17 protein-coding genes and 1 pseudogene are annotated in these 25,443 nt (G+C 76.5%); 14 read left to right on the top strand and 4 right to left on the bottom strand.

Going from position 1 to position 25,443, the window contains the following annotated elements; translation table 11 throughout:
- Positions 1-2: 2 nt before the first annotated feature.
- The gene (locus ABT263_RS13955) at positions 3-1,454 is read right to left on the bottom strand and encodes an APC family permease (protein WP_352290729.1); all 1,452 of its coding nucleotides are present in this window, start codon (positions 1,452-1,454) and stop codon (positions 3-5) included.
- 321 nt (positions 1,455-1,775) lie between these two features.
- On the opposite strand from ABT263_RS13955, the gene ABT263_RS13950 reads away from it, so the two are divergent.
- The 3 genes from ABT263_RS13950 to ABT263_RS13940 are packed head-to-tail and all read left to right on the top strand — an operon-like array spanning position 1,776 to position 6,582.
- On the top strand, positions 1,776-2,819 hold the full coding sequence (locus tag ABT263_RS13950) for a chitinase (RefSeq protein WP_352290728.1): 1,044 nt from the start codon (positions 1,776-1,778) through the stop codon (positions 2,817-2,819).
- Between the two features lie 11 nt (positions 2,820-2,830).
- Positions 2,831-4,486, top strand: a complete 1,656-nt coding sequence (locus ABT263_RS13945; RefSeq protein ID WP_352290727.1) for a glycosyl hydrolase family 8 — start codon at positions 2,831-2,833, stop codon at positions 4,484-4,486.
- Positions 4,486-6,582: a PQQ-dependent sugar dehydrogenase gene (locus ABT263_RS13940; protein WP_352290726.1), complete on the top strand. Its 2,097-nt coding sequence runs from the start codon at positions 4,486-4,488 to the stop codon at positions 6,580-6,582. The genes ABT263_RS13945 and ABT263_RS13940 overlap by 1 nt, the downstream gene beginning before the upstream one ends.
- A 15-nt stretch (positions 6,583-6,597) precedes the next feature.
- Here ABT263_RS13940 and ABT263_RS13935 read toward each other — a convergent pair.
- Positions 6,598-7,067: pseudogene (locus ABT263_RS13935) on the bottom strand (MFS transporter).
- A gap of 481 nt (positions 7,068-7,548) precedes the next feature.
- On the opposite strand from ABT263_RS13935, the gene ABT263_RS13930 reads away from it, so the two are divergent.
- The 5 genes from ABT263_RS13930 to ABT263_RS13910 all read left to right on the top strand — a co-directional run bounded on the left by ABT263_RS13930 (position 7,549) and on the right by ABT263_RS13910 (position 15,275).
- Entirely contained in the window at positions 7,549-8,112 is a 564-nt protein-coding gene (locus ABT263_RS13930; protein WP_352290725.1) for a hypothetical protein, read from the top strand.
- 379 nt (positions 8,113-8,491) lie between these two features.
- Positions 8,492-9,742 carry an AAA family ATPase gene (locus ABT263_RS13925; RefSeq protein WP_352290724.1) on the top strand — a complete coding sequence of 417 codons (1,251 nt, stop codon included), beginning with the start codon at positions 8,492-8,494 and terminating at the stop codon, positions 9,740-9,742.
- A complete protein-coding gene (locus tag ABT263_RS13920; RefSeq protein WP_352290723.1) occupies positions 9,739-10,251 on the top strand; it encodes a bpX5 domain-containing protein in 513 nt (170 codons plus the stop codon). Before ABT263_RS13925 ends, ABT263_RS13920 begins: the two co-directional genes overlap by 4 nt.
- 390 nt (positions 10,252-10,641) lie before the next feature.
- A complete protein-coding gene (locus ABT263_RS13915) occupies positions 10,642-12,318 on the top strand; it encodes a hypothetical protein (protein WP_352290722.1) in 1,677 nt (558 codons plus the stop codon).
- A complete protein-coding gene (locus tag ABT263_RS13910; RefSeq protein WP_352290721.1) occupies positions 12,315-15,275 on the top strand; it encodes a bpX6 domain-containing protein in 2,961 nt (986 codons plus the stop codon). The genes ABT263_RS13915 and ABT263_RS13910 overlap by 4 nt, the downstream gene beginning before the upstream one ends.
- Positions 15,276-15,506: 231 nt before the next feature.
- Here the strand turns inward: ABT263_RS13910 and ABT263_RS13905 are convergent, their stop codons facing one another.
- Together ABT263_RS13905 and ABT263_RS13900 are read right to left on the bottom strand one after the other, a co-directional pair.
- Positions 15,507-16,418: a hypothetical protein gene (locus ABT263_RS13905; protein WP_352290720.1), complete on the bottom strand. Its 912-nt coding sequence runs from the start codon at positions 16,416-16,418 to the stop codon at positions 15,507-15,509.
- Positions 16,415-16,876, bottom strand: coding sequence for a hypothetical protein (locus ABT263_RS13900; RefSeq protein ID WP_352290719.1), 462 nt, complete (start codon positions 16,874-16,876; stop codon positions 16,415-16,417). Before ABT263_RS13900 ends, ABT263_RS13905 begins: the two co-directional genes overlap by 4 nt.
- Before the next feature lie 151 nt (positions 16,877-17,027).
- On the opposite strand from ABT263_RS13900, the gene ABT263_RS13895 reads away from it, so the two are divergent.
- The 6 genes from ABT263_RS13895 (at position 17,028) to ABT263_RS13870 (ending at position 25,428) form a co-directional block, all read left to right on the top strand.
- The gene (locus ABT263_RS13895) at positions 17,028-20,576 is read left to right on the top strand and encodes a CHAT domain-containing protein (RefSeq protein ID WP_352290718.1); all 3,549 of its coding nucleotides are present in this window, start codon (positions 17,028-17,030) and stop codon (positions 20,574-20,576) included.
- 58 nt (positions 20,577-20,634) lie between these two features.
- Complete coding sequence (locus tag ABT263_RS13890) at positions 20,635-21,855, top strand: tetratricopeptide repeat protein (protein ID WP_352290717.1); 1,221 nt, start codon at positions 20,635-20,637, stop codon at positions 21,853-21,855.
- Positions 21,856-22,040: 185 nt separating this feature from the next.
- A complete protein-coding gene (locus ABT263_RS13885) occupies positions 22,041-23,096 on the top strand; it encodes a phosphatidylinositol-specific phospholipase C domain-containing protein (protein ID WP_352290716.1) in 1,056 nt (351 codons plus the stop codon).
- 86 nt (positions 23,097-23,182) lie between these two features.
- Positions 23,183-23,602 carry a GNAT family N-acetyltransferase gene (locus ABT263_RS13880; protein WP_352290715.1) on the top strand — a complete coding sequence of 140 codons (420 nt, stop codon included), beginning with the start codon at positions 23,183-23,185 and terminating at the stop codon, positions 23,600-23,602.
- Positions 23,603-23,743: 141 nt separating this feature from the next.
- Complete coding sequence (locus ABT263_RS13875) at positions 23,744-24,814, top strand: DUF4129 domain-containing protein (protein ID WP_352290714.1); 1,071 nt, start codon at positions 23,744-23,746, stop codon at positions 24,812-24,814.
- Entirely contained in the window at positions 24,811-25,428 is a 618-nt protein-coding gene (locus ABT263_RS13870) for a hypothetical protein (RefSeq protein WP_352290713.1), read from the top strand. The genes ABT263_RS13875 and ABT263_RS13870 overlap by 4 nt, the downstream gene beginning before the upstream one ends.
- Positions 25,429-25,443: the final 15 nt, after the last annotated feature.

The raw sequence follows: 25,443 nt of genomic DNA, 5'->3' as shown, positions 1-25,443 counted from the left end.
GGTCAGACCGTGGCGTCCGCCGTGGCGGTCGGCGTCAGGTACTCCTCGCGGATCTCGCGGGGGCCGAAGGGCCAGGTGCGTTCGGTGCGGGCCCAGAGGAGGAAGGCGCCGCAGCCCGCGACGACCCAGGCCAGCGACCACTCGACGGGGTGGAAGCCGGGCGCGTTGCGGTCCGCGTAGCCGTAGATGACCAGCCAGCCGACGGCCGCGACGATGCCGGGCGCCGGGTAGAGCCACATCCTGTACGGCCGGACGAGTCCGGGCTGGCGGCGGCGCAGGACGGTGACCGCGACGATCTGGGCGAGGGCCTGGACGATCACCATCACGGTGGTGAGCAGGTTGATCAGCAGGGTCAGCGGGGGGTGGTCGGTGCTGGCGCCGAGGTGGCGGCCGAGCAGGAAGCCGGCCGCGGTGAGTACGCCCATGGCGGCCAGGCCGAGGACGGGGAAGCCGTGCCTGGGGTGGAGCCGGCCGAAGGCCCGGAAGAAGACGCCGTCGCGTGCCGCGTCGTAGGGCACCCGGGAGCCGCCGAACAGGCCGGCGAGGACGGAGGCGAAGGCGGTGACCAGGATCAGTACGGTGACCACCTGGGCGGCGCCCTTGCCCCAGGTGCTCTCCAGGACCGCCGAGGCGACCGACCTGGAGGCCACCGACTCCGGGTCGAGCATCGCGTGCCAGTCCATCGCGCCGAGGACGCCGATCTGCAGCAGCAGGTAGATGGTCATGATGCCGACGATGGACAGCACGATGGCGCGCGGCAGGACCCGGCCCGGGTCGCGGACCTCGGCGCCGACGTAGGCGGCGGTGTTGTACCCGAGGTAGTCGTAGATGCCGATGGTGAGGCCGGCCGCGAAGCCGATCCAGAACTGGCCGTGGGTGAGTTCGACGGCGTGCGCGGGCCAGTCGAAGGCGCGGCTCGGGCTGAAGTGGGTGTAGCAGGCCACGATCACGGCGAGCACCGAGAGGATCATCACCCCCCACATCACGGTGGTGAGCCGGGCGATGTTCTCGACCCGCCGCCAGAGCAGGAGCACCACCAGCGCGCAGAACGCGACCCCGACCAGGTCGCCCTGGCCGCTCGTCATGCCGGGCCAGAGGTAGCCGAGGTACTGGACGAAGCCGACCACGCCGGTGGACATGATCAGCGGGATGAAGAGCATGGCCGTCCAGACGAAGAGGAACGGCATCAGGCGCCCGGTCCGGTACTGGAAGGCCTCGCGCAGGTAGACGTACGTCCCGCCGGCGCCCGGCAGGGAGGCGCCGAGTTCGGCCCAGACCAGGCCGTCGGCGAGGGCCAGGACGGCGCCGGCCATCCAGCCGATGACGGCCTGCGGGCCGCCGAAGGCCGCGACCATCAGCGGGATCGTGACGAAGGGGCCGATGCCGCACATCTGGCTCATGTTGAGCGCGGTGGCCTGGAAGAGGCCGATTCTTCGGGTAAGGCCGGGGGACACCGGGGCCTCCGAACGTGGGGGAGTGGGGCGCCGGGCGGGGTGCCGGGGGGTTCAAGTTAGGGAGCATTACTTATTTCGTCAAGCCGCTCGGGCGGCAAGGGGGTTACTCCGGTGACAGTTGGGAAACTTTCCTAACGAAAGCCATTGACCGCGCGCCGCGCCGCCCCGATTCTGTAGGCGCCCGCTGTGGTCGCCGCCGTCCGCCCCGAGTGCTCCGCTCCTCCCTCCGCCTCGCTCCCATCCGCTTCGCTCCCCCTCCGCCTCGCCCGTCTCCCCCTCGATCCGCCGTCGCAGGCGGTGGATCGGCGAAAGTGAGTTGGCATGCCCATATCTATCGGAGTCCGTCCGACCGCCCCGTCGGTGGTCGCCGTCCTCGGCTCGGCCGCCCTGCTGCTGGCCCCGGCGACCACCGCGACAGCCGCCCCGGCCACGTCAGCCGCCCAAGCCGCCCCGGTCGCTCCCGCCGCGGCGGCGGCCGTGCCCGCGATGGCCGCCGCGCCGTACGAGTACCTGGGCTGGGGCAGCCCGCAGAAGCCCACCGACGTGATGAAGGCGACCGGGGTGAAGTGGTTCACCCTGGCGTTCGTCCTCTCCGACGGCGGCTGCAACCCCAAGTGGGACGGCAGCCGGGCGCTGACCGGTGGGTCCGACGAAGCGGCGATCAAGTCCATCCGGGCGGCCGGCGGCGACGTGGTGATCTCGGTCGGCGGCTGGAGCGGCAACAAGCTGGGCGAGAAGTGCTCCAGCGCGAGCGCGCTCGCCGGCGCGTACCAGAAGGTGATCGACGCCTACAAGCTCAAGGCGCTGGACATCGACATCGAGGACACCGAGTTCTCCAACGCGACGGTCCGTCAGCGCGTCGTCGACGCCCTGAAGATCGTCAAGACCAAGAACCCGGGCATCGTCACCTACGTGACCATGGGCACCACCCCGAGCGGCCCGGACGCCACCGGGAAGGACCTGATCAAGCGCGGTGCGCAGGCCGGCCTCGCCAACGACGGCTGGGTGATCATGCCGTTCGACTTCGGCGGCCACAGCGGCACGATGGGCCAGGCCTCGGTCAGCGCGCTGGAGGGCCTGAAGGCGGCGGTCAAGAGCGCCTACGGCTACGGCGACGACGCCGCGTACCGGCACATCGGCGTCTCCTCGATGAACGGGAAGACCGACGAGGCGGGCGAGACGGTCACCGCCGCCGACTTCCGGACCATCCTCGGCTACGCGCAGCAGCACCACCTGGCCCGGTACGCCTTCTGGTCGGTCAACCGCGACCGCGCCTGCGGCTCCGGCACGGACGCCGACGCCTGCAGCGGCGTCGCGCAGTCCCCGTACGAGTTCACCAAGATCGTCGTCCAGTACCAGGGCTGAGGAGCATTCCGATGACACGACCGAACACCAGACACCGCGGCCGCGCCGCGGCCCTGGTCGCGGGGGCCGGCCTGGCCGCCGGGCTGCTCGCGGCCCCGCCGGCCTCGGCCGCGCCGGTCCGCTACGAGGCGGAGGGTGCGGGCCTGTCGCAGGGCGTGGTGGAGTCCAACCACAGCGGCTACTCCGGCACCGGATTCGTCAACACCGACAACGCCACCGGCAGTTGGGTCGAGTTCACGGTCGACGCGGCGAGCGCGGGAAACGCCGTGCTCGGCATCCGCTACTCCAACGGGACCACCGCGAACCGCCCGGCGGCCGTGGCCGTCAACGGCGCCACGGTCGAGCCGGCCCGGGCCTTCCCGTCCACCGGGAGCTGGGACACCTGGGCGACCTCGACGCTCACCGTCCGGCTCACCGCCGGGGCCAACCGGATCCGGCTCACCTCCACCACCACCGGCGGCACGGCCAACCTGGACTACCTGGACGTCGACCTCGGCAGCGGCCCGGCCCCGGGCGGCCCTGCGGTGCCGTTCGGCAGCCACCGCTACCCGTACGCGGCCGGCACCCTCAAGCCCTCCGGCGCGCAGTCCGTGACCGACCAGCAGGTGATCGACAAGTACAACGCCTGGAAGGCCGCCTTCGTCCGGCAGAACTGCGGCAACGGCTGGTACGAGACCATCTCGCCGGACGCCGACCACCCGTACGTCGCCGAGGGCCAGGGCTACGGCATGGTGGTCACCGCCCTGATGGCCGGCGCGGACGCCAACGCGCGGACGGTCTTCGACGGAATGGTGAAGTTCGTGCTCGCCCACCCGTCGGTGAACAACGCCAACCTCCTCGCCGCCGAGCAGGACTCCTCCTGCCGCAGCGTCAACGGCTCCGACTCGGCGACCGACGGGGACCTGGACGTCGCGTACGGGCTGCTGCTCGCCGACCGGCAGTGGGGCAGCGGCGGGACGTACGACTACAAGGGCCTGGCCGTCAAGCACATCAACGCGATCAAGGCCAGTGAGGTCAACCCCACGACCCATCTGATGCGGCTCGGCGACTGGTCCACCTCGGGCGACTCCACCTACTACATCACCCGCTCCTCGGACTGGATGATCGACCACTTCCGCGCCTTCCGGGCGGCGACCGGCGACACCACCTGGGACACCGTCCGCACCGCCCACCAGAACCTGATCACCAAGCAGCAGAGCGGCTACGCCCCGAACACCGGGCTGCTCGCCGACTTCGTGGTCAACACCAACGGCACCGCCAAGCCCGCCGCCGGCGAGGTGCTGGAGAGCCCCCACGACGGGGACTACAGCTGGAACGCCTGCCGCGACCCGTGGCGGATCGGCGCGGACGCCGTCACCAGCGGGGACGCCGCCTCGCTCGCCTCGGCGCGAAAGATCAACACCTGGATCAAGGGCAAGACGGGCGGCGACCCGGCGACCATCGCCACCGGCTACAAGCTGAACGGCACGGTCTTCGAGAACGGCCGTGACATGGCCTTCACCGCGCCGTTCGTGGTCACCGCGATGACCGACCCGGGCTCGCAGGCCTGGCTGGACGCGCTCTGGGCCAAGCTGGCCGGCACCGCGATCGACCCGGCCCTCTACTACGGCGGCAGCGTGCAGCTGCAGTCGATGATCGTCGCCTCCGGAAACTACTGGGTGCCGTGATGACCGACACCGGACACCCGCGCACGACAGCCGCGGCGCACCGGCGGACGGCGCTCGCCCGGGCCGGCGGAGCGGCGCTCGCCGCGGCCGCCCTGGTCCTGGGGGCCGTGGCGGCGCCGCCCGCGGCGACCGCCGCCCCGGCGGCGAGCACCGACTACCAGGCCGAGGACGCCGTGCTCGCGCAGGCGAAGACGGCCACCAACCACACCGGGTACACCGGGACCGGCTTCGTCGACTACACCAACACCACCGGCTCCGCCGTCGAGTTCACGGTGAGCGCCACCGCGGCCGGGACGGCCTCGCTGGCCTTCCGGTACGCCAACGCCGGTACGGCGAACCGCCCGATGGACATCGCGGTCAACGGGAAGGTCGTCGCCGCCGGTGTCGCCTTCCCGCCCACCGCCGACTGGGACACCTGGGCGGAGAAGACCGTCGGCGTCGCCCTCGCCGCCGGCGCCAACCGGATCCGGGCCACCGCCACCACCGCCGACGGCGGCCCCAACCTCGACCGCCTCCGGGTGGGCGCGGCGGCCGACACCACCCCGCCGAGCCGTCCCGGCGCGCCGAGCTGCTCCGCCGTCGGGCCGAACGCTCTGACGCTGGGCTGGGGAGCCGCCGGCGACGACGTCGGCGTCGCCGCCTACGACATCTACGAGCACGGCAACAAGCTCGCCGAGGCCCCGGGCACCGCGACGTCCCGGCAGCTCACCGGGCTGGCCCCGGCCACCACCTACAACCTCACCGTGATCGCCCGCGACGCCTCCGGCAACGCCTCGCCGGCCAGCGTCGCCGTCGACTGCACCACCACGGCGGGCACCGACCCGGCGCCCGGCCGGCCGGGCACCCCGACCGTCTCGGCCGTCACCGCCACCGGCGCCACCCTGACCTGGGGCGCCGCGACGGACGACAAGGGCGTGGTCGGGTACGAGATCCGCAGCGGCTCCGCCGTCGTGAAGACCGTCACCGGCACCCCGCCGGCCACCTCGGCGGCGGTCACCGGGCTCGCCTGCGACGCGCCGTTCACGCTCTCGGTGGTCGCCCGGGACACGGCGGGCAACTACTCGGCGCCGTCCGACCCCGTCTCCTTCACCACCGGCGCCTGCCCGGCCGACGGCGGCGTCCCGGGCTCCCCGAGCGCCCTCTCCACGGGGTGGACGATTCCCTGGGGCATCGCCTGGCTGCCGGACGGCACCACCTCGCTGGTCACCGAGCGGGACAGCTTCAAGGTCTTCCGGCTCACCACGGGCGGCGCCAAGACGGCGGTCGGCACCGTGCCCAACGCCGTCACCACCGACGGGGAGGGCGGCCTGCTCGGCATCGCCGTCGACCCCGACTGGGCGGGCAACCACTACGTGTACCTCATGCACACCGCCGCCGAGGGCAACCGGATCGTGCGGATGACGTACAACGGCTCCACGCTGAGCGGCTACAAGGTGCTGCTCCAGGGCATCAAGAAGAACCGCTACCACAACGGCGGCCGGCTGGCCTTCGGCCCCGACGGGTACCTGTACGCGTCGACCGGTGACGCCCAGACGTCCTCGCTGGCGCAGGACAAGAACTCGCTCAACGGGAAGATCCTGCGGCTGACCACCGACGGCAAGCCGGCCCCCGGCAACCCGTTCGGCAACTACGTCTACAGCTACGGTCACCGCAACCCGCAGGGCCTGGCGTTCGACCGCAACGGACGGCTCTGGGAGGCGGAGTTCGGCGACTCGAAGCGGGACGAGCTCAACCTGGTCAAGCCCGGGGCCAACTACGGGTGGCCCACCTGCGAGGGCACCTGCGGCGTGGCCGGGATGACCGACCCCAAGGCGAGCTGGCCGGTCAACGAGGCCTCGCCGAGCGGGATCGCGATCGTGCGCAACGTGGTCTACATGGCGGCGCTGCGCGGTGAGCGGATGTGGCGCATCCCGATCGACGGGAACACCGAGAACGTCGGGACGCCGACCGCGTACTACGTCGGCGCCTACGGCCGGCTGCGGACGGTGTCCAAGGTGCCCGGGGCCGACCGGCTCTGGCTCACCACCACCAACGCCGACAACAACGGCGGGGCGGCCGACGGGGCCGACAAGGTCTTCACGATCTCGATCGGCTAGCGGCGCGGGGCGTCCTTACCGTGACGGCCCGGGCCCGGAGGAGTCTCCGGCCCGGGCCGTCACGGCCTGCGCGGGGCGGGGCCGCCACGGCCTCGGTTCGCCGCCGACCAGCGGGCCGACCGCGACCGCCATCCCGATGGTCGCCCCGTAGACGCCCATCGCGGTGCCCCGCTCGCGGCCGGGCGGGAACTCCTGGGCGACCAGGGCCGGCGACACCGCGAACACCACCGCGCCGCCGACGCCCTGGATCGCTCTGGACACGTTGAGGAAGGCCGGGTTCGGCGCGAGGGCGCAGAGCAGCGAGGCGCCGGAGAAGATCACCAGGCCGGCGGCAAGGCCCGGCGCCGCCCGAGGCGGTCGGCGAGCCAGCCGGCCGTCAGCACCAGCGCGGCCAGCGAGAGCGCGTAGGCGTCGAACACCCACTGGAGGTCGGCGAAGTCGGCGCCGAGGTCCTTGCGGATCGACGGCAGGGCGACGTTCACCATCGTGATGTCGAGCAGCAGCATGAACGTCGCCACGGAGACGGCGAGGAGGGTCCACCACTTGCGTTGCACGGCTGCCGGTCTCCTTCGCCCTGTCCTCGTACTCCCGCCCGTGCGAGAGACGACGACCCGCCCTTAGCCCGCCGACCGGGCTCGGTCGGGACGGCACCGACCGTACGCACCACAGGGGTTCGAAGCCCGGCAAGCGCGGCCGGGCGGGCGGATCCAGGACCTGTCCGGCGGAGACGGCGGCGCGCGGGCCGGACGGGCGTGGGGGCCGGTCGACCGTGGGTGATCGGCGCTGGGTGATCGGCCCCGGGCGGCCCGGTCGCGCTCCGTGGTCGCAAGGTCTCGATCTGCCAACGAAGTGTGCGGGATGTGCTGGTGGCGTGTGGTCACCCTGATTGAATCCCGAACATCTTTTCATCGGATCGGAGCGTCTCCCCTCGTGTCTCCCCTCATGCCCTCACGCACGTCCGCACGAATGTCGTCCCGCACGGCTGCACGCACGCGCGGCGGTCGTCGCGGCCTGGCCGCCGTCGCCGGACTCGTCCTCACCGTCGGTCTCGCGCTGACCGGGTGCGACCCGACGCCGGCCGACGGCGCCACGACCGCCGCCTCCCCGCCCGCCGTCACGGCCCCGGCCGCACCCGTCGCCACCGTCCCGCCGGCCACCCCCGCACCGGTGGCCACCGCGCCCGCGCCCGTGGCGACCCCGTCGGCGGTGACCACGCCGGTGCCGCCCGCGGAGCCGGCACCCGCGCCGACCACGGCCAAGCCCCAGTCGGCCGCGCCCAAGACACAGCCGCCCGTCACCAAGGCCGCGCCGGAGCCCAAGGCGACCACCGCGAAGCCGCCGACGGACCCGGAGCCGACCGCGCAGCCCAAGGCGGCCGCCGGCGACTGCGAGATCCGCTCCAACGCCGGCAACTGCTACAAGGCGGGCCAGTTCTGCCGCGACGCCGACCTGGGCAAGAGCACCCACGAGGCCGGCGGCCGGGTGATCTACTGCCGCATGGTCAGCGGCAAGCCGCACTGGCAGGCCTGATCCGCCGGCCCGCACCGATGAGGCCCCCGCCCCGCCGGCTCCCTCATCGGCTCCCCGCCAACCTCGACCTCCCACCACCCGACGCCTTGAAGTGCCGAGGTCGGTGACGTCCTCCGGACACGCACCGGGGCAGTTCACCGACCCGATGAGTGCCCACCTCGTCGGGCGGTCGGGGCCTTGCTCTCGGAAGAAGGCGACCGAGCGGATTCGGAGCCTGTCCGACACGGGCCTGCAGTGAGGCCCGAGAGTGACGGAGCGGCCGGCCCGCATCGCTCCCACAGCGGTGAGCAGCGAACCCGTGGGGGTCTGGATGCCGCGGGCGGGCAGCCCGGAAACCGGTTGGTGGGCGGCTCGGAGCCGCCCGTAGACTCCGGTGCTCGTGACCGAGACCAGCGCCACCGCAACCGCCCATGCCGCCGACGCCGCCGACGCCGAGCTGATCGGGCACGCCGTCGCCGCCGCCGGGCAGGGCATGATCGACCGCGAGACCGTGGCCGAAGTGGTGGTCCTGTGCGCGGTGGCCGGCGAGCACCTGCTGGTCGTCGGCGCGCCGGGCACGGCCAAGTCCGAGGCGGTCCGCCGGATCGCGGGGCAGCTCGGCGGCCGCTACTTCGAGTACCTGCTCGGCCGGTTCACCGAGCCCAACGAGCTGTTCGGCCCCGTCGACCTGCGTCGACTGCGCGAGGGCAGGATCGAGTTCGAGACCGCCGGGATGCTTCCCGAGGCCGAGATCGCCTTCCTCGACGAGGTGTTCCTCGGCTCCACCGCCGTCCTCAACACCCTGCTCGGCCTGCTCAACGAGCGGGTCTTCCGGCGCGGCGGCACCGTGCTGCACAGCCCGCTGCGGGTCTGCGTGGGCGCGGCCAACCACCTCCCGGACGACCCGGCGCTCGCCGCCTTCGCGGACCGCTTCCTGGCCCGGGTCTTCGTGGAGCCGGTGGCGGACGCGCGGCTGGAGGAACTGCTGGAGGCCGGCCGCCGGCCGGCGGCGTCCCCACTCCACCCGCGCGACCTCGCGGGTCCGGGCGACCTCGCGGGTCCGGGCGACCTCGCCGGTTCGGGCGATCCGATGGGCCCGACCGGTCTCGCGGCGGCGGCCGACCGGCTCGGCGCGCTCGACCGGCTGGCCGCCGCCGCCCGGGCCTGCGACCTCGACGAGGTCACCCCGCTGGTCGCCGCCGCGCTGCGCCGGCTGCGCGCCGCCGGCGTGCCGATCAGCGACCGGCGGGCGGTCCGGTCGCAGAAGCTCGTCGCCGCGGCCGCCGTGCTCGACGGCCGGACGGCGGCCTCGGCCCGCGACCTGTGGGTGCTGCCGCTGGTCGCCCCCACCGCCGACGCCCAGGCGCAGGCCCGCGACACCCTCGCCGACCTGGTCGAGAAGGCCGCCAACCGCAGCCTCGCGCACGCCGCCGAGGAGCTGTCGCGCAGCTCGGCGGCCCGGGCCGAGCGGCTCGTCCGCACCGGTACGCAGCTGCTGGCCGCGCACCGCACCCTCCCCGAGGGGCGGGACTCCCGGCTGCGGCTGGAGGCCGCGCTGCGGGAGATCGACGCCGGGTTCGACCCGGCCGACCTGTCCGGGGCCCTGGCCGGGATACGTGCCGAGCTGGTCGCGGCGGTCGCGCCCGCATGACCGGTACCGTCACCGCCCCGCCGTCCGGTTCGCTGCCCGGTTCGCCGTCCGGCTCGCCGTCCGTCCCGCTCCGCTGGGAGCGCCGCGAGCCGCCGTTGCCCGCCGCCGCCGTACTCGCCCTGGGCGATGCCGTGGCCGCTCTGGCCGTGGCCGCGCGCGAACGGCTCGCCGGCGGTGCCCGGCTGGGCGTGGTCGCCGGCGACGGCGCGCTGCTGGTGCTCGGCGCCGAGGCCGACCTGCCCTGGGCGGACGGCGCCCGCTACCTGGGCCTCGACGCCGGTGTCCTGGTACCCACCACCGCGCGCCCCCGGCCCGCCGCGGCGCTCTGGCGCCGGGCCGTCGGTGCCGAGGGCGACCGGCTCTGCGTCCTGTTCCCCGGGCACGCCCTGGTCGCCGACCCGCCGCCCCCGACCACCGACCCCGCCGCACTGGACCCCTACACGGGCTCCACCGAGGACGCGTCCACCCCGGCGGCGCCGGATCCGGCCGCCGGGGGTGGCCCGCGATGACCGCCCGACCCACGGCCGTCCCGCCGGGCCGCCCCGGGCCGGCCGGGCGAACCCGCTGTCGGCGTCCGGTTGCCGCCGTGTCAGGGTGCGGCTGCCTGGTCCCCGGTGTCGGGTTCGTGCCCGCTCGCGCGTCCGTGCCCGCCGTCCGTCGCGCCCCGAGCGCCCCGGGCCCGTCCTGCGGGGGTGGCCCGCGATGACCGCCCGACCCACGGCCGTCCCGCCGGGCCACCCCGGGCCGGCCGGGCGAACCCGCCGTCGGCGTCCGGTTGCCGCCGTGTCAGGGTGCGGCTGCCTGGTCCCCGGTGTCGGGTTCGTGCCCGCTCGCGCGTCCGCGTCCGCCGTCCGTCGCGCCCCGAGCGCCCCGGGCCCGTCCTGCGGGGGTGGCCTGCGATGACCGCCCGCCTCCCCGCCGCGCTGGCCCCCTGGGCCGCCGGTCTGTCCGCGCTGACGCCGGAACTCGCCGTCGCGCTGGGCCCGTTGCTGCGCCGCCTGGATGCCCTGATCGGCGAGCGCGAGCCCGCCGTCGACGACCGCGGCACCCCGGACGGGCACGGCGGCCTCGTCCGGTCCGGCCGGCCCGACCAACTGCTGCCCTCCGAGTGGCTGCTGGCCGACGAAGCCCCCGACGAGTTCCTGCGCCGCCTGGCCGAGGGTGAACTCCTTTACCTGGCGCCCGAGTTCCGCACCCCGACGGTACGCGGCCGGATCGTCGCGCTGGCCGACACCGGCCCCGCCCAGGCGGGTGCCGGGCGGCTCGTCCAGCTCGCCGCCCTGCTGGTCCTGCACCGCCGGGCAGCCGCGCGCGGCACCGAACTGGTCGTCGGCATCCTGGGTGACCCGCCCGGCCAGTGGCTCACCGGGGACCTCCCGGAGCTGCTGCCGCGCTGGCTCGCCGCCCGCCGGCACACCGACCCGACGCCCGAGGACGTCCGGCTGGCCCGGCAGGGGCTGGACGACGCCGACCGGTCCTGGCTGCTCACCTCGCCCCGGCTGGCCGACCGGCTCGCCTCCCGCCAGCACGTGCTGGCGAGCGAGCCGAGCGGCTGGAGCGCCGACGGCGCCGTCCGCGTCACCGTGCGCCTCGCGCGGACGTCCGTCGAGCTGCCGCTGCCTCCGGCGCCGATCGCCGTCCGGGCGCTGCGCGGCGCCGAGTTCCGCCGGGCCGCGCCGGCGGTGGTCGCCGTTCCGGTCGGGGCGACCGGGCGGGCGCAGCCGGTCTTCACCACCGAGGCCCGCACACTCCTGCTGAGGGGCCGGAACACCGCCACCCTGCTCGCGGCCAACCTGCCCGGTGCCGGGCCGGAGCACGACGGCGCGATCCGGACCCGCCGCCACCACCTGCACGGGCCGGTGGTCGCGGCCGGCCGGATCGGCCGGCGTCTGATCGCGCTCCACCTCAGGGGGGAGCGGCTCCTCCCGTACGTCAGTGGCCGCCCGCTCGGGGCGAGCGGCGAGTTCACCGTCGAGCTGGCCGCCCTCGGGCTCGACCGGGCCGTCCTGGAAACCGTGTGCACCGGCCCGCTCCGGCCGGTGCTGCGCGACGGCGACGACCTGCTCTGCCCGCTGGGCGGCCGGTGGTGGCGGATCGAGCGAGGCGGGAGTGCCCGCGACGACGGGCCGTTGGCCCCCGGCGCGGAGGAGCGCGGCTTCCAGCGGGTCCGCGAGCGGCGGCTGTTCCCGCACCCGCTGCTGCCCGAGGCGGAGCGGGCCCGGCACGTCGTGCACGGCGGCACCACCCAGGCCTGGTCCGAGGACGGCAGGAACTGGGTGGTGCAGCCCCGGCAGGGCGGTCGGGTCCGGCTGTCGTTCCGGGAGCGGGCCGAGGTGGTCGGCCTGGTCCACCAGGGCGCGGTGCCGGCGCTGATCACCTGCACCCTCGACGGCCGGCAGGTGCGCAGCATCCGGCCGGACGGCACCCGCACGCTCGCCCGCTTCTCCGGCGGCGTCAGCCCGCCCGCCGTCCACCCGACCCTGCCCCTGCTCGCCGTCGAACCGCGCCCGGGCCGGATCGTCATCGGCGACGCCAACACCGGCCGCGTCCTCTACCACCTCGGGAGCGACCAGTGAGTGCCACCGCCGCCGCCGCCGCGTTCCGCGCCACCGTGGCCGCGGCCGGCTTCGTCCTGGACGTCCCGGTGATCGGCGCGGACGAGGCCGCCGAGCGCGTCCTGGCCCACTGGGCGGACGGCGCCGAGCTGCGCGCGCTCCCGGACGGCCGCTGGCTGCTCGTCCTGGCCGAGTCGGTCGAGGCCCGCGCGGACCGCGCGCCCGGGCTGCCCGTGCGGCGCCTGCCCGGCGGCGGTCTGGCCGCGGTCGGCGCCGAGGGCGCCCCGGTGCCGACGGGCCGGCTCGCCCTCCCCGTGGCGGGGGCGGTGACGACGCACCCGATCGCCGAACTGCCGCCGCTGGACCCGGCGGACTGGCTCGACCCGGCCGGACTCACCCTCCACCGGCTCGCGCCGGTCGGTGCGGTGGCCGAGCCCGCGCCCGTCGTCGAGGACCTGCCCCGGCCCGCCCGGCCCGACCTGCGGGCGGCGGCCGGCGTCGGGGCCCGCTCCGAGCGCGCGCGCCGGCTGACCGAGGCGGCTCCGGCCGGCGGCGGTCGGCGGGTCCGCCTCCCGGGCCTGGCCCGGGCCGCCCGGTGGTTTGGCCGGCTTCGGCTGCCCCGCTGGGGGGACGGGTCCGGCCCGGTGGCGTTCATGGCGGCGGCCGTCGTCCTCGTCGTCGTCGCCGTGTTCCTGGTCGTCCGCTTCGCCCAGCTGATCGTGGACCGCGGCTTCCACCCCGGCGGGGTCCTCCTCGCCGTGGCCGTCACCGCCCTCCTCGCCCGGGGCAGTCGGGCCGCCCGGGGCACGTCCGGCGGTACCGCCGGTACCGCTCCGCGCCCGGCGGGCGGGCGGCCGGTCCGCACCCGGCGGCCGCTGCTGCGGGGGCTGCTCGCCCGGCTCGTCGTGCGCAGCCCCGCCGGCCGGCTGGTCCACGGCCGCCACGCCCGCTACCTGCGGGAGCTGACCCGCGCCTTCGAGCAGCGCCGCTGGGACGACGCGCTGCGCGACGCGCTCCGGCTCGCCGGCGAATCCCGCCCCACCGAGCAGGGGTGGCTCTCGCTCGGCCTGCCCCGGCGCTTCGCGGGCGCGCTGCGGCCGACCCCGGTCACCGGCGGCCCGGCGGGCGTCTCGCCGATGTCCGGGCCGACCGTGCAGCAGCACCTGGCCGGTCTCTACCGGCAGGCCGCCACCGCGCTGGAGCGGGAGGGGCGGATCGACGAGGCGGCGTTCGTGCTCGCCGACCTGATGGACGCCCCGGCCGAGGCGGTCGCCCTGCTGGACCGGCACGGCCGGACCGCTCAGGCCGCCGAACTCGCCGAGGGCCGGGGGCTGGCCGCCGATCTGGTGGTGCGGCTCTGGTGGCGGGCGGGTGAGCGCGCGCGGGCGGTCCGGACGGCGCACCGGCGGGCGGCCTTCGCCGACGCCGTCGAGCGGCTGAGCGCCGACGACCCGGGGGCCGGGCGTGAGCTGCGGGCCGCCTGGGTCGAGCACAGCCGCGCGGGCGGCGACCGACTGGGCGCGGTCGAAGCCGCCTGGCCGGACGAGGAGTTGCGGCCCTCGGTGGCCGCCGACCTGCGGGACGCGGTCGCGCTCGGCGGCCCGGCGCGCGGCCGGGCACTGGCCCACCTGCTGGCCCTCGGCGCGGGGGAGGCGACCCGGGCGCTCGCGCTGGCCGTCCTGGAGGACGCCGGCGACGACACCGGCACCACCGATGACACCGGCGTCACCGACGCCGGCCGCGGCCGGGCGACCGGCCGGTCCGCGCTGGCCGGTGCGCTGGCCGGGCTGCCGGGCGCGGACCCGGCGGGCGACCGCGAACTCGCCACGGCGGCGCTCCGCGCCGTGGTCCGCGACGGCGGCTTCGGCGGGGCCGGCGGCTCCGGCGCCCCGCTCGACCAGCGCACCGAGACCGCCCTGTTCGAGCAGTTGGCGAAGCGTGCCGACCCGCTGGTCGCGGCGGATCTGCCGCGACCGCGCCGGCCCGCCCGTCCCACGGCCGACGGCGGGCACGAGTGGGCCTTCGTGGACCGGCCCGGGACGCTCCCGGTCCTGGACGCGGCGCGGCTGGAGTCGGGCCTGCTGCTGGTGGCCTGCGGCCAGGCGGGGGTGCGACTGCTCGGGCCCGACGGCCGGGTGAAGGCCCGCTGGGACGTCCCGGCGGACGAACTCGTCCTGGCCGACCACGGCGGCGCCGCCCTGCTGGTGGCCCGCTACGGGCAGGTCCGCGAGATCTCCCGGCTGGACCTCGGCACCCGCGCCGTCCGGTCCTGGGGCACGCTGCGGGTGCGCGGGCTCGTGCGGTCCTTCGACGGCCGACAGCTGCTGACCCGGGACGAGGAGGGCATCGCCGTCCTCGACACCCTGGCCGCGCGCCCGACCGTGGTGTGGCGGGAGCTCGGTGGCGAGCAGCGGCCCGTCGGCCCGCTGGTGCGCACCCCCACGTCCTGCGCGTCCGTCGTCGCCTCCCAGCTGCCCGGGGGTGGCGTGCTGACGGAGCTGTGGCGCTGGGACCAGCCCGGCTGGGAGCTGCGCTCGCGCACCGCGCTGGACGCCGACCTCCTCGGCGAGGGCACGGCACTGCTGGCGACCGGCCGGCTGCTGGCCGGCCAACCCGATCCGGCCCGGGGCGGCACCACACTGCGCTGGTCGACCGACCGGGAGCCGGTGGAACGACTCGTCGACGGCGTGGCCCCGGCCGGGCCGGTCGTCGACGGCGAGCACTGGGCCCTGACGCTCGCCCCGGCCGCCGACGGCACCGTCCGCGTCCACACCGGCACCGCGAGCGAGGCGGAGCCGCCGCGGACCCTGCTGCTCCCGAACGCGACGGCGGCGGGGCGGCCGGGTGCCGGTCCGCCGGCGGTGGGCCTGCGCCACCACGGCGGGGCACTGACGTTCTGGCACCGCTCCGGCCGGGTGCTCGCCACCACCGCCGACGGCTCGGCCGTCCTCGCCAACCTGCGGGTCACCACCGGGTGACCGCTGCTCGGCCGCCGAGCGGAGCCGGCCGCCGAGCGGCGCGCGGTGGACCCCCACCGGGCGGGGCGGGCCGCTGGGCTGCCCGCCCGGGGTGCCGCCACGGGGCTCGTCGCCCCGGTGGGGACGGCCTCCCGGCCGCCGCCACCGGCCGGGCGCCAGTGGACCGCCGGTGGAGCGCCGCCGGAGCCCGGTGCCGGCTGCCGGGCGGCGGTGCGGGGCCTCGGCGGGCGGTCAGTCCACCTTGGCCAGGGCCCGGGAGAGGCGTTCGCCCGCCGCGCGGTCGAAGCCGTCGGGGCAGTCGATGCCCTGGGACTGTGCCAGTTCGCGGACGTGCAGGTCGGCGAGTGCCTCCGTGAGGTCGGCGAACGCCACCGCGGCGTCCCGCCCCCGGCGCAGGCCGAGGCCGACGGCGGCCGCGCCCGCCGGCGCGGCCGGCCACCACCAGAGGCCCAGCAGCAGGTACCCGATGCCCCAGGCGCAGAGCCGGGCGGCGGCGCCCAGCTGGAGGCGGGCGGTGTGCAGCTCCGCGCGGGTGCCGTCGGCGGCGAGCAGCCACAGGTGGGGCCAGGCGGCCGCGAGGTCCAGGCGGTAGGCGCGCCAGAGGCGTTGGCCGGGTGCGGCCAGCCGGTCCCCGGTGCGGAACGGATGGCGCGGGCGGGCCGCCGCGACGCGGTTGCGTTCGGCGTAGCGGAGCTCCGCGGTGTCGGCCAGGTCGTCGGCGTCGGCCGCGCCGGCGATCCGGGCGCGGCCCGCCGCCAGCAGGGCCGACCGGTAGGCCTCGTCCGCCGTGCGCCAGCGGCGCAGCCGCCGGTCGGCGAGGCGGCGCAGCAGGGGGCCGCGCGCCTCGGCGCACCAGAGCAGTTCCACCCCGGTGCCCAGCGCCTGGGCGGCCGCCCCGATCGCGGCCGCGCCGACCAGGACGGCCAGGGCGACGACGGCGATCACGGCGGCGCTGTGCGAGCCGGGCGCGGCGGCCAGCTCGTCGAGTCGTGAGCGGAGCCGGCCGAGGTCGCCCCAGTGGCGCTGGCCGAGGACGCCGGCGGTGGTCAGGGCGGCGAGGTAGAGCAGGCCGGGGAGGGCGAGCAGCGTGACCCAGCGCTCGGCGATCCGGCCGCCCAGCGCGCCGAGGAAGGCGCTGGTCACCGGAGTCCGACCGCCCGCAGCGGCTGTCCGAACACCCGGCACTGCGAGGCCTGCGCGGCGTCCGGCACCTCCACCCGGCCGCAGTGGCCGTGCGGGCAGGCCAGGACGTGCAGCGGCGGGTGGCCCGGGCCGGAGACCGGCAGGGCGCGGTAGGCGGGGCCGGGAACGGGGGTCGTGCGGAAGGAGCCGAGCCCGGCGCTGTGCCCGGCCATCAGCAGCAGCTCCTCCAACTCGTCGAACGCGTCGTCGAGTTCCGCCGGCGGCCGGCCGGCCCGCAGCTCGGCGGTGAGGTGTTCCACCAGGCGGTGCCCCGCCGGGCCGAGGTCGAGCGAGTCAGGCGCGGAGGTCAGCCGCCGGCAGAACTCCCCCAACCGCGCGTGCCCGGCCGCCGGACCGTCCGGCTCGCGGCTCGCCGTCTCGACCACCCGGCCCCCTTCCTGGCGTCGTCCGCGGATCATGGATCGTCGGATCATGGATCGTCGTCGCGGATCGTGGATCAGTATAACGACGGCCTTCTGACGGTACGTTCGCTAGGATATGGAGGGATTCCACCCGCCGCGGCGGGGAGTTGGAGCAGACCGGCCGATCGGCGCGACGGAGCGCCCGGGGGTGATCGTCTCGCAGGCGCGGCTTTCGGTGACGGGAGGCGGGGCGGATCCGGCCGCCGAACTCCTGCTGCACCACCTCAGAACGGGCGACCGGGCGGCCCTGGACCGGGCGGTCCGCACGACCCGGAAGTACCTGCGCAAGGCCCCGCCGGACGACCCGGGCCGGTCCGTCCGGGCGGGCAACCTCCTGGTGGCGCTCCTGGTGCGCTGGCAACTGCTCGGCGACCGGCGGGACCTGGACGCCCTGATCGAGCTCGGCGTCGAACGCGCGGCGGCCGAGCCGCCCGCGGCCCAGGACGTCCGGCTGCTCGCCCTCGGGTACCGGACCAGGTTCGACCTCGACCACCGGCCGGCGGATCTGGACGGCGCGGTGGCGATGTTCGCCCGCGCGGCCGGCCTGCCGCAGCAGCCGCCCACCGTGGGGGAGGCGCTGGCCGGCCTCGGCGCGGCGCTGTCCGAGCGCTACCGGGCCGCCGGCCGCGAGCAGGACCTGACCCGGGCCGAGAGCGCCTACCGGCGGGCGCTGGACGGCCTGCCGTCCGACCCCGACGACCTCGTCGCCCTGCTGCTCGGTCTCGCCGAGGTGCTGCACGCCGGCTACGAACTCACCGGCGACACCGAGGCGTTGGAGGAGGCGCTGGGGCTGTGGCGCGAGGTGCCGGCCGTGGTCCCGGCGGGCCACGGAGCCCGGCTGCCGGCGCTGCACAACCTGGCCCAGGGCCTGCGGACCTGGTACGCCCTCACCGGCGACCCGGGCGACCGCGAGGAGATGCTCCGGGTGAACCGGGCCTCGCTGGCCGCGACGCCGGCCGGGCAGCCGGGCCACGGCGGCTGCCTGGCCGGGCTCGGGGTGGCCCTGCGGCTGGCCGCCGAGGCCACCGGCGACCTGGCGGTGCTGCGGGAGTCCGTCGACCTGCTGCGCCGCGCCGCGGCCGTTCCGGAACGCGACGCCACCCGGCGCCCGCACCGGCTGAACAGCCTCGGCAACGCGCTGCACCGGCTGGCGCAGTGGACCGGTGACGTGGAACTCCTCGACGAGGCCGTCGAGGTGCAGCGCGAGGCGCTCGCCGGGGAGCGGCCCGGCACGAAGACCTTCGGCGAGATCCTCGCCAACCTCGCCGTCACCCTGCGGGAGCGCGGGTTCCAGACCGACGACCCGCAGGCCTTCCGGGAGGCGGCCGAGCTTGCCCGCCGGGCCGTCGACGAGGGACCGGTCCGGCCCGCCGACCGGGTCGACCGGCTGGCCAACCTCGGTGTGGTGCTGCAGAGCCGGCACGGTGCGACCGGCGAGCCGGCGGTGGCCGACGAGGCGATCGCGACGGCCCGCGAGGCCCTCGCGCTGACCCGGTCCGGCAGCCCGGCCCTGGGCGACCGGCTGAACCACCTCGCCAACGCGCTGCGGGCCCGGTTCGACGCGACCGGCGACCGGGCGGACCTGGACGAGGCCGTCGCCCTGCTGGAACGCGCCGTCGAGGAGAGCCCGTACGGCGACCCCCGGCTCGCCCTGGTGCTCTCCAACCTCGGCAACGCCCGGCTCGACCAGTACCGCACGACCGGGGACGGGGCGGCGCTGGAAGCGGCGGTGAGCGACCTCGGCCGGGCCGTCTGGGCCGACGCCGAGGGCACCGCGGCGCACGGCGGCTACCTGCGGTACTACGCCGACACCCTGCTGATCCTCCACCACCGGGACGGCGACCCGGGCGTGCTGCGGGCCGCCGAGGACGCCTACCGGCGGGCCGCGCGGACCGAGGCGATGCCGGCCCACGGCCGGGTCCTGGCCGCCTGGGAGTGGGGCGCCGCGGCGGCGACCGGCGAACGGTGGGAGGAGGCCCTGCACGGCTACGAACTGGCCGTACGGCTGCTGCCGTTCGCCGCCTCGGGCCGGCTGGCCCGCGGTGACCAGGAGCGCAGCCTCTCCCGGGTGCATGGGCTGGCCGCCGAGGCCGCCGCCTGCGCCGTTCAGGCGGGGGACCTCGTCCTCGCCGTCCAGCTGCTGGAACAGGGCCGGGGCGTCCTGCTGGGCCGCACCATCGCCACCCGCGACGGCCTGGGCCGGCTGCGCCGCGCCCATCCGGCGGCCGCCGAGCGGTTCCGTGAGCTGAGCGAGCGGATCGAGCGGATCGACGCCGCCGACGCCGACGCCCCTGACGCCCCCGACGCACGGGACGCCCTCGAGGCCCCCGACGCACGGGACGCCGCCGGCCCGGCCGACGGGGCGCCGGGGCTGCCCGGCACCACCGGCAGCCACCTGCGGCACACCCTGGCGGCGCGGTTCGAGCAGCTGGTGACGGAGATCCGCGCCCTGCCGGGCTTCGCGGACTTCTTCTCCCCGCCCTCCCCGGACCTCCTGGCGGCGGTCTCCCGGCGCGGGCCGGTGGTGCTCGCCTACTGCAGCGGGTACCGCAGCGACGCACTGGTCCTGTGGTCGGGTCAGGTCCTGCTGGTCCCGCTGCCCGGGGCCACTCCGGAGGCGGTGGACGAGCAGGTCCGCCGGCTGGAGGCGGCGCTGGCGGCGGCGGCCGACCCGGCGACCGACCGGGCGGCCCAGGTGGCGATCGGCGAGGTGCTCCGCTGGACCTGGGACCACGTCACCGGACCGGTTCTCGACCGGCTCGGCCTGTCCGGGGCGGCGGCGGACGGCCGGTGGCCCCGGGTCTGGTGGTCGCCGGGCGGCGCGCTCTCCGCCCTGCCGCTGCACGCGGCGGGCCACCACGGGGACGCCACGGGCCACGATGCTCCGGGCGCCCACGACGGGGCGCCCGGTGGGAGGCCCCGCACCGTGCTCGACCGGGTGGTCTCCTCCTACACCCCGACCGTCCGCGCGCTCGCGTACGCCCGCACCCGGGAGACCGGACCGGAACCGACCGGACCGTCGGTGGGCGAGGCGGCGGTGGGCGGGCCGTCGGCAGGCGGGTCCGCGCCCGGCGACCCCCCGGCCGCCGACGGCCTGCTCGCGGTGGCGCTGCCCGAGACCCCGGGTGCCCGCCCGCTCACCGGCGCCCGGCGCGAGGTCGAGCTGCTCCGCGGGCTGCTGCCCACCGAGCTGCTGATCGGCGAGGAGGCCACCCTGGCACGCGTCCTCGAAGCGCTGCCCCGCCACTCCCACGTGCACTTCGCCTGCCACGGCGTCAGCGAGCCGCGCGACCCGTCCAACGCCCGCCTCCTCGTCCACGACCACCGGACGGCGGCGCTGACGGTCCGCCGGATCGCCCGGCTGGACCTGCCCGCGGCCCGGCTCGCCGTCCTCTCGGCCTGCGAGACGGCCCGGGGCGCCGCGGACCTGGCCGACGAGGCGATCCACATCACCTCCGCCTTCCAGCTCGCCGGGTACGCCCATGCCGTCGGCACCCTCTGGCCGGTGCACGACCTGCTGGCGCTGCGGATGACCAGGCTGCTCTACCAGGGCCTGCGGGCCGGCCGGCCCGCCGGGGCACCGGGGCTGGACACCGACCGGACGGCCGAGGCGCTCCACCACGCCGTCCGGCAGTGCCGGACGGCGTTCGCCACCAGTCCCGGCCTCTGGGCCGCCCATGTGCACGCCGGCGCCTGACCGGCCGGACCGCGACGACGAGACGACGAGACGACGAGACGACGAAGGAGGACCACCGATGAGCGGATGGTGGCGCAGGCGGGCCGAGCGTGCCGCGCGGGCCGACGGCACGGGCGGCCCCGCGCCGTCGGGACCGCCCGGCGAGGGCGCCGAGGACGGGCCGGCCGCCGCCGACGGGCTCCGGGAGCCGCGCTGGCAGCCGCCCGGGGCCACCGTCACCGTCACCGAGGTGACGGAGGGCCGGCCGGAGCAGGAGATCGCCCGGGTCCGCGTCCAGCCGGTGGAGGTGGCCGAGTGGCGGGCGAACGCGGCCATCGAGAAGCTGGGCGCCGACCACCCCGAGACCCTGATCCTCCTGCGGGAGTACGCCCGGGTCCTGGCGCACACCCCGGGCGGCGGCGACCGCGCGGTCGAGCTCTACGAGTACGTCGCGGGCACCCAGCGCGCGAGACTCGGGGCCCGCCACGAGGAGACCCTGCGGACCGACGCGGAGCTGGCGGACCTGCTGCACCACCTCGGCCGGGTCCAGCAGGCGGAGTCGCTCTGGCAGGCGAACTTCCGCGCCAGGGCAAAGACCCTCGGCCGGGACCACCCGGACACCCTGCACAGCGCCGACGGGCTGGCCGCCGCCCTGGAGTCCCTGAGCCGCTCCGCGGAGGCCGAACCGCTGCTGCGCGACACGCTGGACCGCCGGACCAGGCTGCTGGGCGCGGACCACCCCGAGGTGCTGTCCGCCGTCAACCGGCACGCGGCCGCCCTGATCAACAGCGGCCGCCACCGGGCGGCCGAGCGGTCCCTGCGGTCCCTGGTGCCCCGGCTCGAACAGCGCTACGGGCGTGACCACGAGCGCACCGTGGCGGCCCGCAGCAACCTCGCCGCCGCCCTGGTGCGGCTGGGCCGCCATGCCGAGGCGGAGCCGCAGCTGCGGGCGGTGGCGGCCTCCTGGGAGTCGCTCGCCGGGCCGAACGCCGACGACACCCTCTCCGCCCGCAACAACCTGGCCGCCGTTCTGCACGGCATGGCGCGCTACCAGGAGGCCGTCCCCCTCCTGCGGGACATCCTGGCCCGGCGGATCGCCCTGCACGGGGACGGCCACCCCGTCACGGTGAGCTCCCGGGAGAACCTGGCCAACGTCCTGATCGACGCGGGCCTCCACGCCGAGGCGGCCGGCCTGCTGACGCGCTGCGCCGCCGACTACAGCCGGATCCACGGCCCGGGCCACCCCCGGGTGCAGGTGGTCCGGGAGCAGCTGGACTGGTTGCGCGAGAACCCGCGCTGACCGCTGACCGCTGACCGCCGCCCGCTGACCGCCGGTCACCGGTCACCGTCGGCGGCGCCGCGGGATCGTCCCGCCCCCGTCATGGTGTTGTTGTGTCCCCTTCACATGAGGGATGCTCAGCCGCGGCATCCTTCCGAACGGCGGAAGCGACCGCCGACCGCGTTCTGACAAGGGGACAAGTCATCGTGACCGCACGCCGCGCCCTCGCCGGCACCATCGCCACCGGTCTGCTCGCCGCCGCCGCCCTCCTCCCGGTGCAGTCGGCCGCCGCGAGCGGCCCCGGTGAGCTCCCGTTCGGCTCGGCCACCACCGTCGGGCTGCACAACACCTACGACCCGGCCGCGTTCGGCTACCTCGCCCAGGGCCTGGACACCGGCACCGGCATGATCGAGCTGGACGCCTGGACGGACACCGTGACCAAGGAGTGGAAGGTCAGCCACTCCAACCCGCTCGGCAACGCCAACAACTGCGTCAGCGCGAGCACGCCCGCCCAGCTCTACACCGGCGGTGCCAACAAGAACCTGGAGACCTGCCTGGACGACGTCCGGGTCTGGCTCGGCGCCCACCCCGGCGCCGGCCCGCTGGTGGTCAAGCTGGAGCTCAAGGCCGGGTTCGCCGCCAACCGCGGCATGGGCCCCGCTCAGCTCGACTCCCTGATCGCCGGCCACCTGGGCTCCGCCGTGCTGCGCCCGGCCGACCTGCTCACCAGGCCGGGCGGCGGTTCGTACGCCACGGCGGACGACGCGGTCCGGGCCGGCAACTGGCCGACCAGGGCCTCGCTCGCCGGGCGGGTGCTGGTGTACGTGATCCCCGGATCGCTGGAGGAGGGCAACCCCTTCGACACCCTGCACACCGACGTCGAGTACGGGCGTCACCTGCGCGACCTGGCCGCGGCCGGGCGGATCGGCGACGCCCAGGTGTTCCCGGCCGTGCACGGCGCCGCGGCCGGCGATCCCCGCGCCAAGTACCCGGAGACGGCGATCCGTCCCTGGTTCGTGGTCTTCGACGGTGACGCCGCCGCCTACCTGGGCGGCATCGACACCGCCTGGTACGACAGCCGGCACTACCTGCTGACGATGACCGACGCGCAGAACGTCGCACCCGCGATCAGCGCCACCGACCCCACCGCCGACCAGGCCCGCGGCCGTACCGAGCAGCTCGCCCGGGCGCACGCGAGCATCGTCTCCAGCGACTGGCGCAAGCTCCCCGCCGTGCAGTCGCTCGCCCTGACGCGGGGCTGACGGCCCGTCCCGCCACCGCCGTCCCGCCCGCCGTCCCGACCCGCGCGTTCCGCCGGGAGGGGCGGCGGTGGCTTATCCTGTAATGCATGACTAGCGTAAGTGACCATTACGAGCTGCGGGCCGGTGTGCCGGACGTGGACACCTTCCGACGGCTGCGGACCGGTGCGGGGATGAGCGACCGGCCCGCCGCGGCGGTGGCGGCCGGGCTCCCCCACACCTGGCACGGGGTGACGGTGCACCTGGACGGCCGGGTGGTCGGGATGGGCCGGATCGTGGGCGACGGCGGGTCGGTCTTCCAGATCGCCGACGTCTGCGTCCTGCCCGAGCACCAGGGCCGCGGCCTCGGCGGGCGGATCATGGCCCTGCTGACCGCCGAACTGGAGAGCCGGGCCCCGGCGGGCGCCTACGTCTCGCTGATCGCCGACGGTGACGCCCACCGGCTCTACGCCCGGTACGGCTTCCGGGAGACCGCCCCGCACTCGGTGGGCATGCACCGCTTGGTCTGAGCCCGTTCCCGGGGTCGGCGGCCGCCCGGGTGCGGAGGCCTCGGCGGCCCGCGACGCGGGGTGACAATACGACAGTTGGTGTGCGACGCTGCACCCTCGCGCGGAGCCGACCGCGCTGCGGGGGAACCGGGGGACGGCCGCGTGGACGACGAACTGCAGCCCAGCGGGCCCCGCCACGACGGGCGAAACGGCCCGGACGACCGCGCGGGCGACACCGACCGCGCCGGCGGGTCGGCCGGCCGGACCGTGGGCGTCCTGGTCGCCCTCGTGGGCCTGCTGCTCGCGGCCTCGGCCCTGCGGCCGGACGGCGGTCTGCTCGGTGCGCCCGCCGCCACGGTGCCGGTGGAGGCCCTCGGACTCGTCCTGCTGCTCGCGCTCGGCTGGCTGTTCGTCATCGGCCGCTTCGCGCTGCGCTTCCGCGCGGAGGTCCGCCACCTCGACGGGCCGACGCCGTGGGCGGAGCGCCTGCGGGAGGCCACCGCGGTCCTGCTGCCCGGGGCCGCCGCCGCGGTGCCGGTGCTGCTGTTCGTCTTCCACGGGCGGGCGGTCAAGGACTCGGTCGATCCGCCGTCGCTGCCCCCGGTGCCGGACTTCAGCCCGCCCCCGGCGTCGCCGCCGCCGGTCTGGCCCGACCCGGTGTCCGGCAAGAGCTTGCTCTCGACGGTGATCCCCGTGGTGTTCGGCGCGCTCGCCGTCGCCCTGGTGGTCGCCGTGGTGGTGGTCGCCGTCCTGCTGCTGCGGCGGCTGCGGATCGCCCGGCGGCGGCCGCCGGCGCGACTGCCCGCCGCGCCGGCCCGAGGTGAGGACGCCCTGGCCGCCGCGGTCGACACCGCCCGGCGCGCCCTCACCGGCGCCGACGCGCGGGCGGCGGTGATCGCCTGCTACGCCGCGATGGAGGCCTCGCTGGCGGCCTCCGGACTGTCCCGCCGGGCTCCCGAGAGCCCGACCGAACTGCTGGAGCGTGCGGTGACCGACGACCGCGTCGACCCCGTCCACGCGTGGGCGCTCACCGCGCTGTTCCGGGAGGCCCGGTACTCCACCCACCCGATGGACGAGACCCATGTGCGCCGGGCGCGGTCGGCCCTCGACGCGCTCGCCGAGCGACTGGCGGACCGGGCCGGGCCACCGCCGGAGCCCGCGACGGCGGGGGCAGCCGGGTCGGCCGGGGCAGCCGGGGCAGCCGGGTCGGCCGGTACCGGAGGCCACCGATGAGCGCCCGCCGGCAGGGGCGACAGGCCGACCGCGCCGTCTCCTCCGCCGCCCCCGCCCCCGCAGCCGTGGACCCGAAGGGCCGGGCCGGTGGCGAGCTCGCCGCACCCGGCTCGGTCCGGCACAGCCTGATCGAGCTGACAGTGGCCGCCGTACTGGCCGAGGTCCTGTTCGCGCTGGTCGGCGGCGCGCCCGCGGCCGCCGCCGGAGCCGTCCTGCTGACCGCCACCGGGCTGGTCGCCGGCCGGTACGTGGCCGGTGCGGGCTTCCTCGACATCGGCCTGCGCGACCGGCAGCGCGTGATGGACTCCCGGGAGCCGGGCCTCGGCGACTGGCGCTGGACCGTCCGTCAGGGCCTCGACCCGAACGGCGACGCCCGGCCGTTGCGCGGCCGGCTCCGGCGGCTCTTCGCGGCGCGCCTGTCCGAGACCCACGGCGTCTCGCTCGACACCGACCGCGCCCGGGCCGCCGAACTGATCGGTCCCCGGCTGTGGCCGTGGATCGACCCGGACGCCGCGGACCCGGACGCGGCCCTCCCGGGCCCCGTCCTGCTCGCCCTCGTCGACCGGCTCGAATCCCTCCAGCCGCCCGGCCCCAGGCCGTCGAAGTCCGGGTAGCCGGCACCGTCCCCG

Origin of the sequence: Kitasatospora sp. NPDC001603, assembly GCF_040298365.1 — a bacterium.
In the GTDB taxonomy this organism is placed as follows: Bacteria; Actinomycetota; Actinomycetes; order Streptomycetales; family Streptomycetaceae; genus Kitasatospora.
The sequence above is the reverse complement of the archived record's forward strand: the minus strand, read 5'-3'. Positions and strand labels throughout refer to the sequence as shown.

Excerpts from the sequence above, each read along its gene's own strand:
- ABT263_RS13950 (WP_352290728.1), top strand. The coding sequence starts at position 1,776 with ATGCCCATATCTATCGGAGTCCGTCCGACCGCCCCGTCGGTGGTCGCC.
- ABT263_RS13945 (WP_352290727.1), top strand. The coding sequence starts at position 2,831 with ATGACACGACCGAACACCAGACACCGCGGCCGCGCCGCGGCCCTGGTC.
- ABT263_RS13940 (WP_352290726.1), top strand. The coding sequence starts at position 4,486 with ATGACCGACACCGGACACCCGCGCACGACAGCCGCGGCGCACCGGCGG.
- ABT263_RS13930 (WP_352290725.1), top strand. The coding sequence starts at position 7,549 with ATGTCGTCCCGCACGGCTGCACGCACGCGCGGCGGTCGTCGCGGCCTG.
- ABT263_RS13920 (WP_352290723.1), top strand. The coding sequence starts at position 9,739 with ATGACCGGTACCGTCACCGCCCCGCCGTCCGGTTCGCTGCCCGGTTCG.
- ABT263_RS13915 (WP_352290722.1), top strand. The coding sequence starts at position 10,642 with ATGACCGCCCGCCTCCCCGCCGCGCTGGCCCCCTGGGCCGCCGGTCTG.
- ABT263_RS13900 (WP_352290719.1), bottom strand. The coding sequence starts at position 16,876 with ATGATCCGCGGACGACGCCAGGAAGGGGGCCGGGTGGTCGAGACGGCG.
- ABT263_RS13890 (WP_352290717.1), top strand. The coding sequence starts at position 20,635 with ATGAGCGGATGGTGGCGCAGGCGGGCCGAGCGTGCCGCGCGGGCCGAC.
- ABT263_RS13880 (WP_352290715.1), top strand. The coding sequence starts at position 23,183 with ATGACTAGCGTAAGTGACCATTACGAGCTGCGGGCCGGTGTGCCGGAC.
- ABT263_RS13870 (WP_352290713.1), top strand. The coding sequence starts at position 24,811 with ATGAGCGCCCGCCGGCAGGGGCGACAGGCCGACCGCGCCGTCTCCTCC.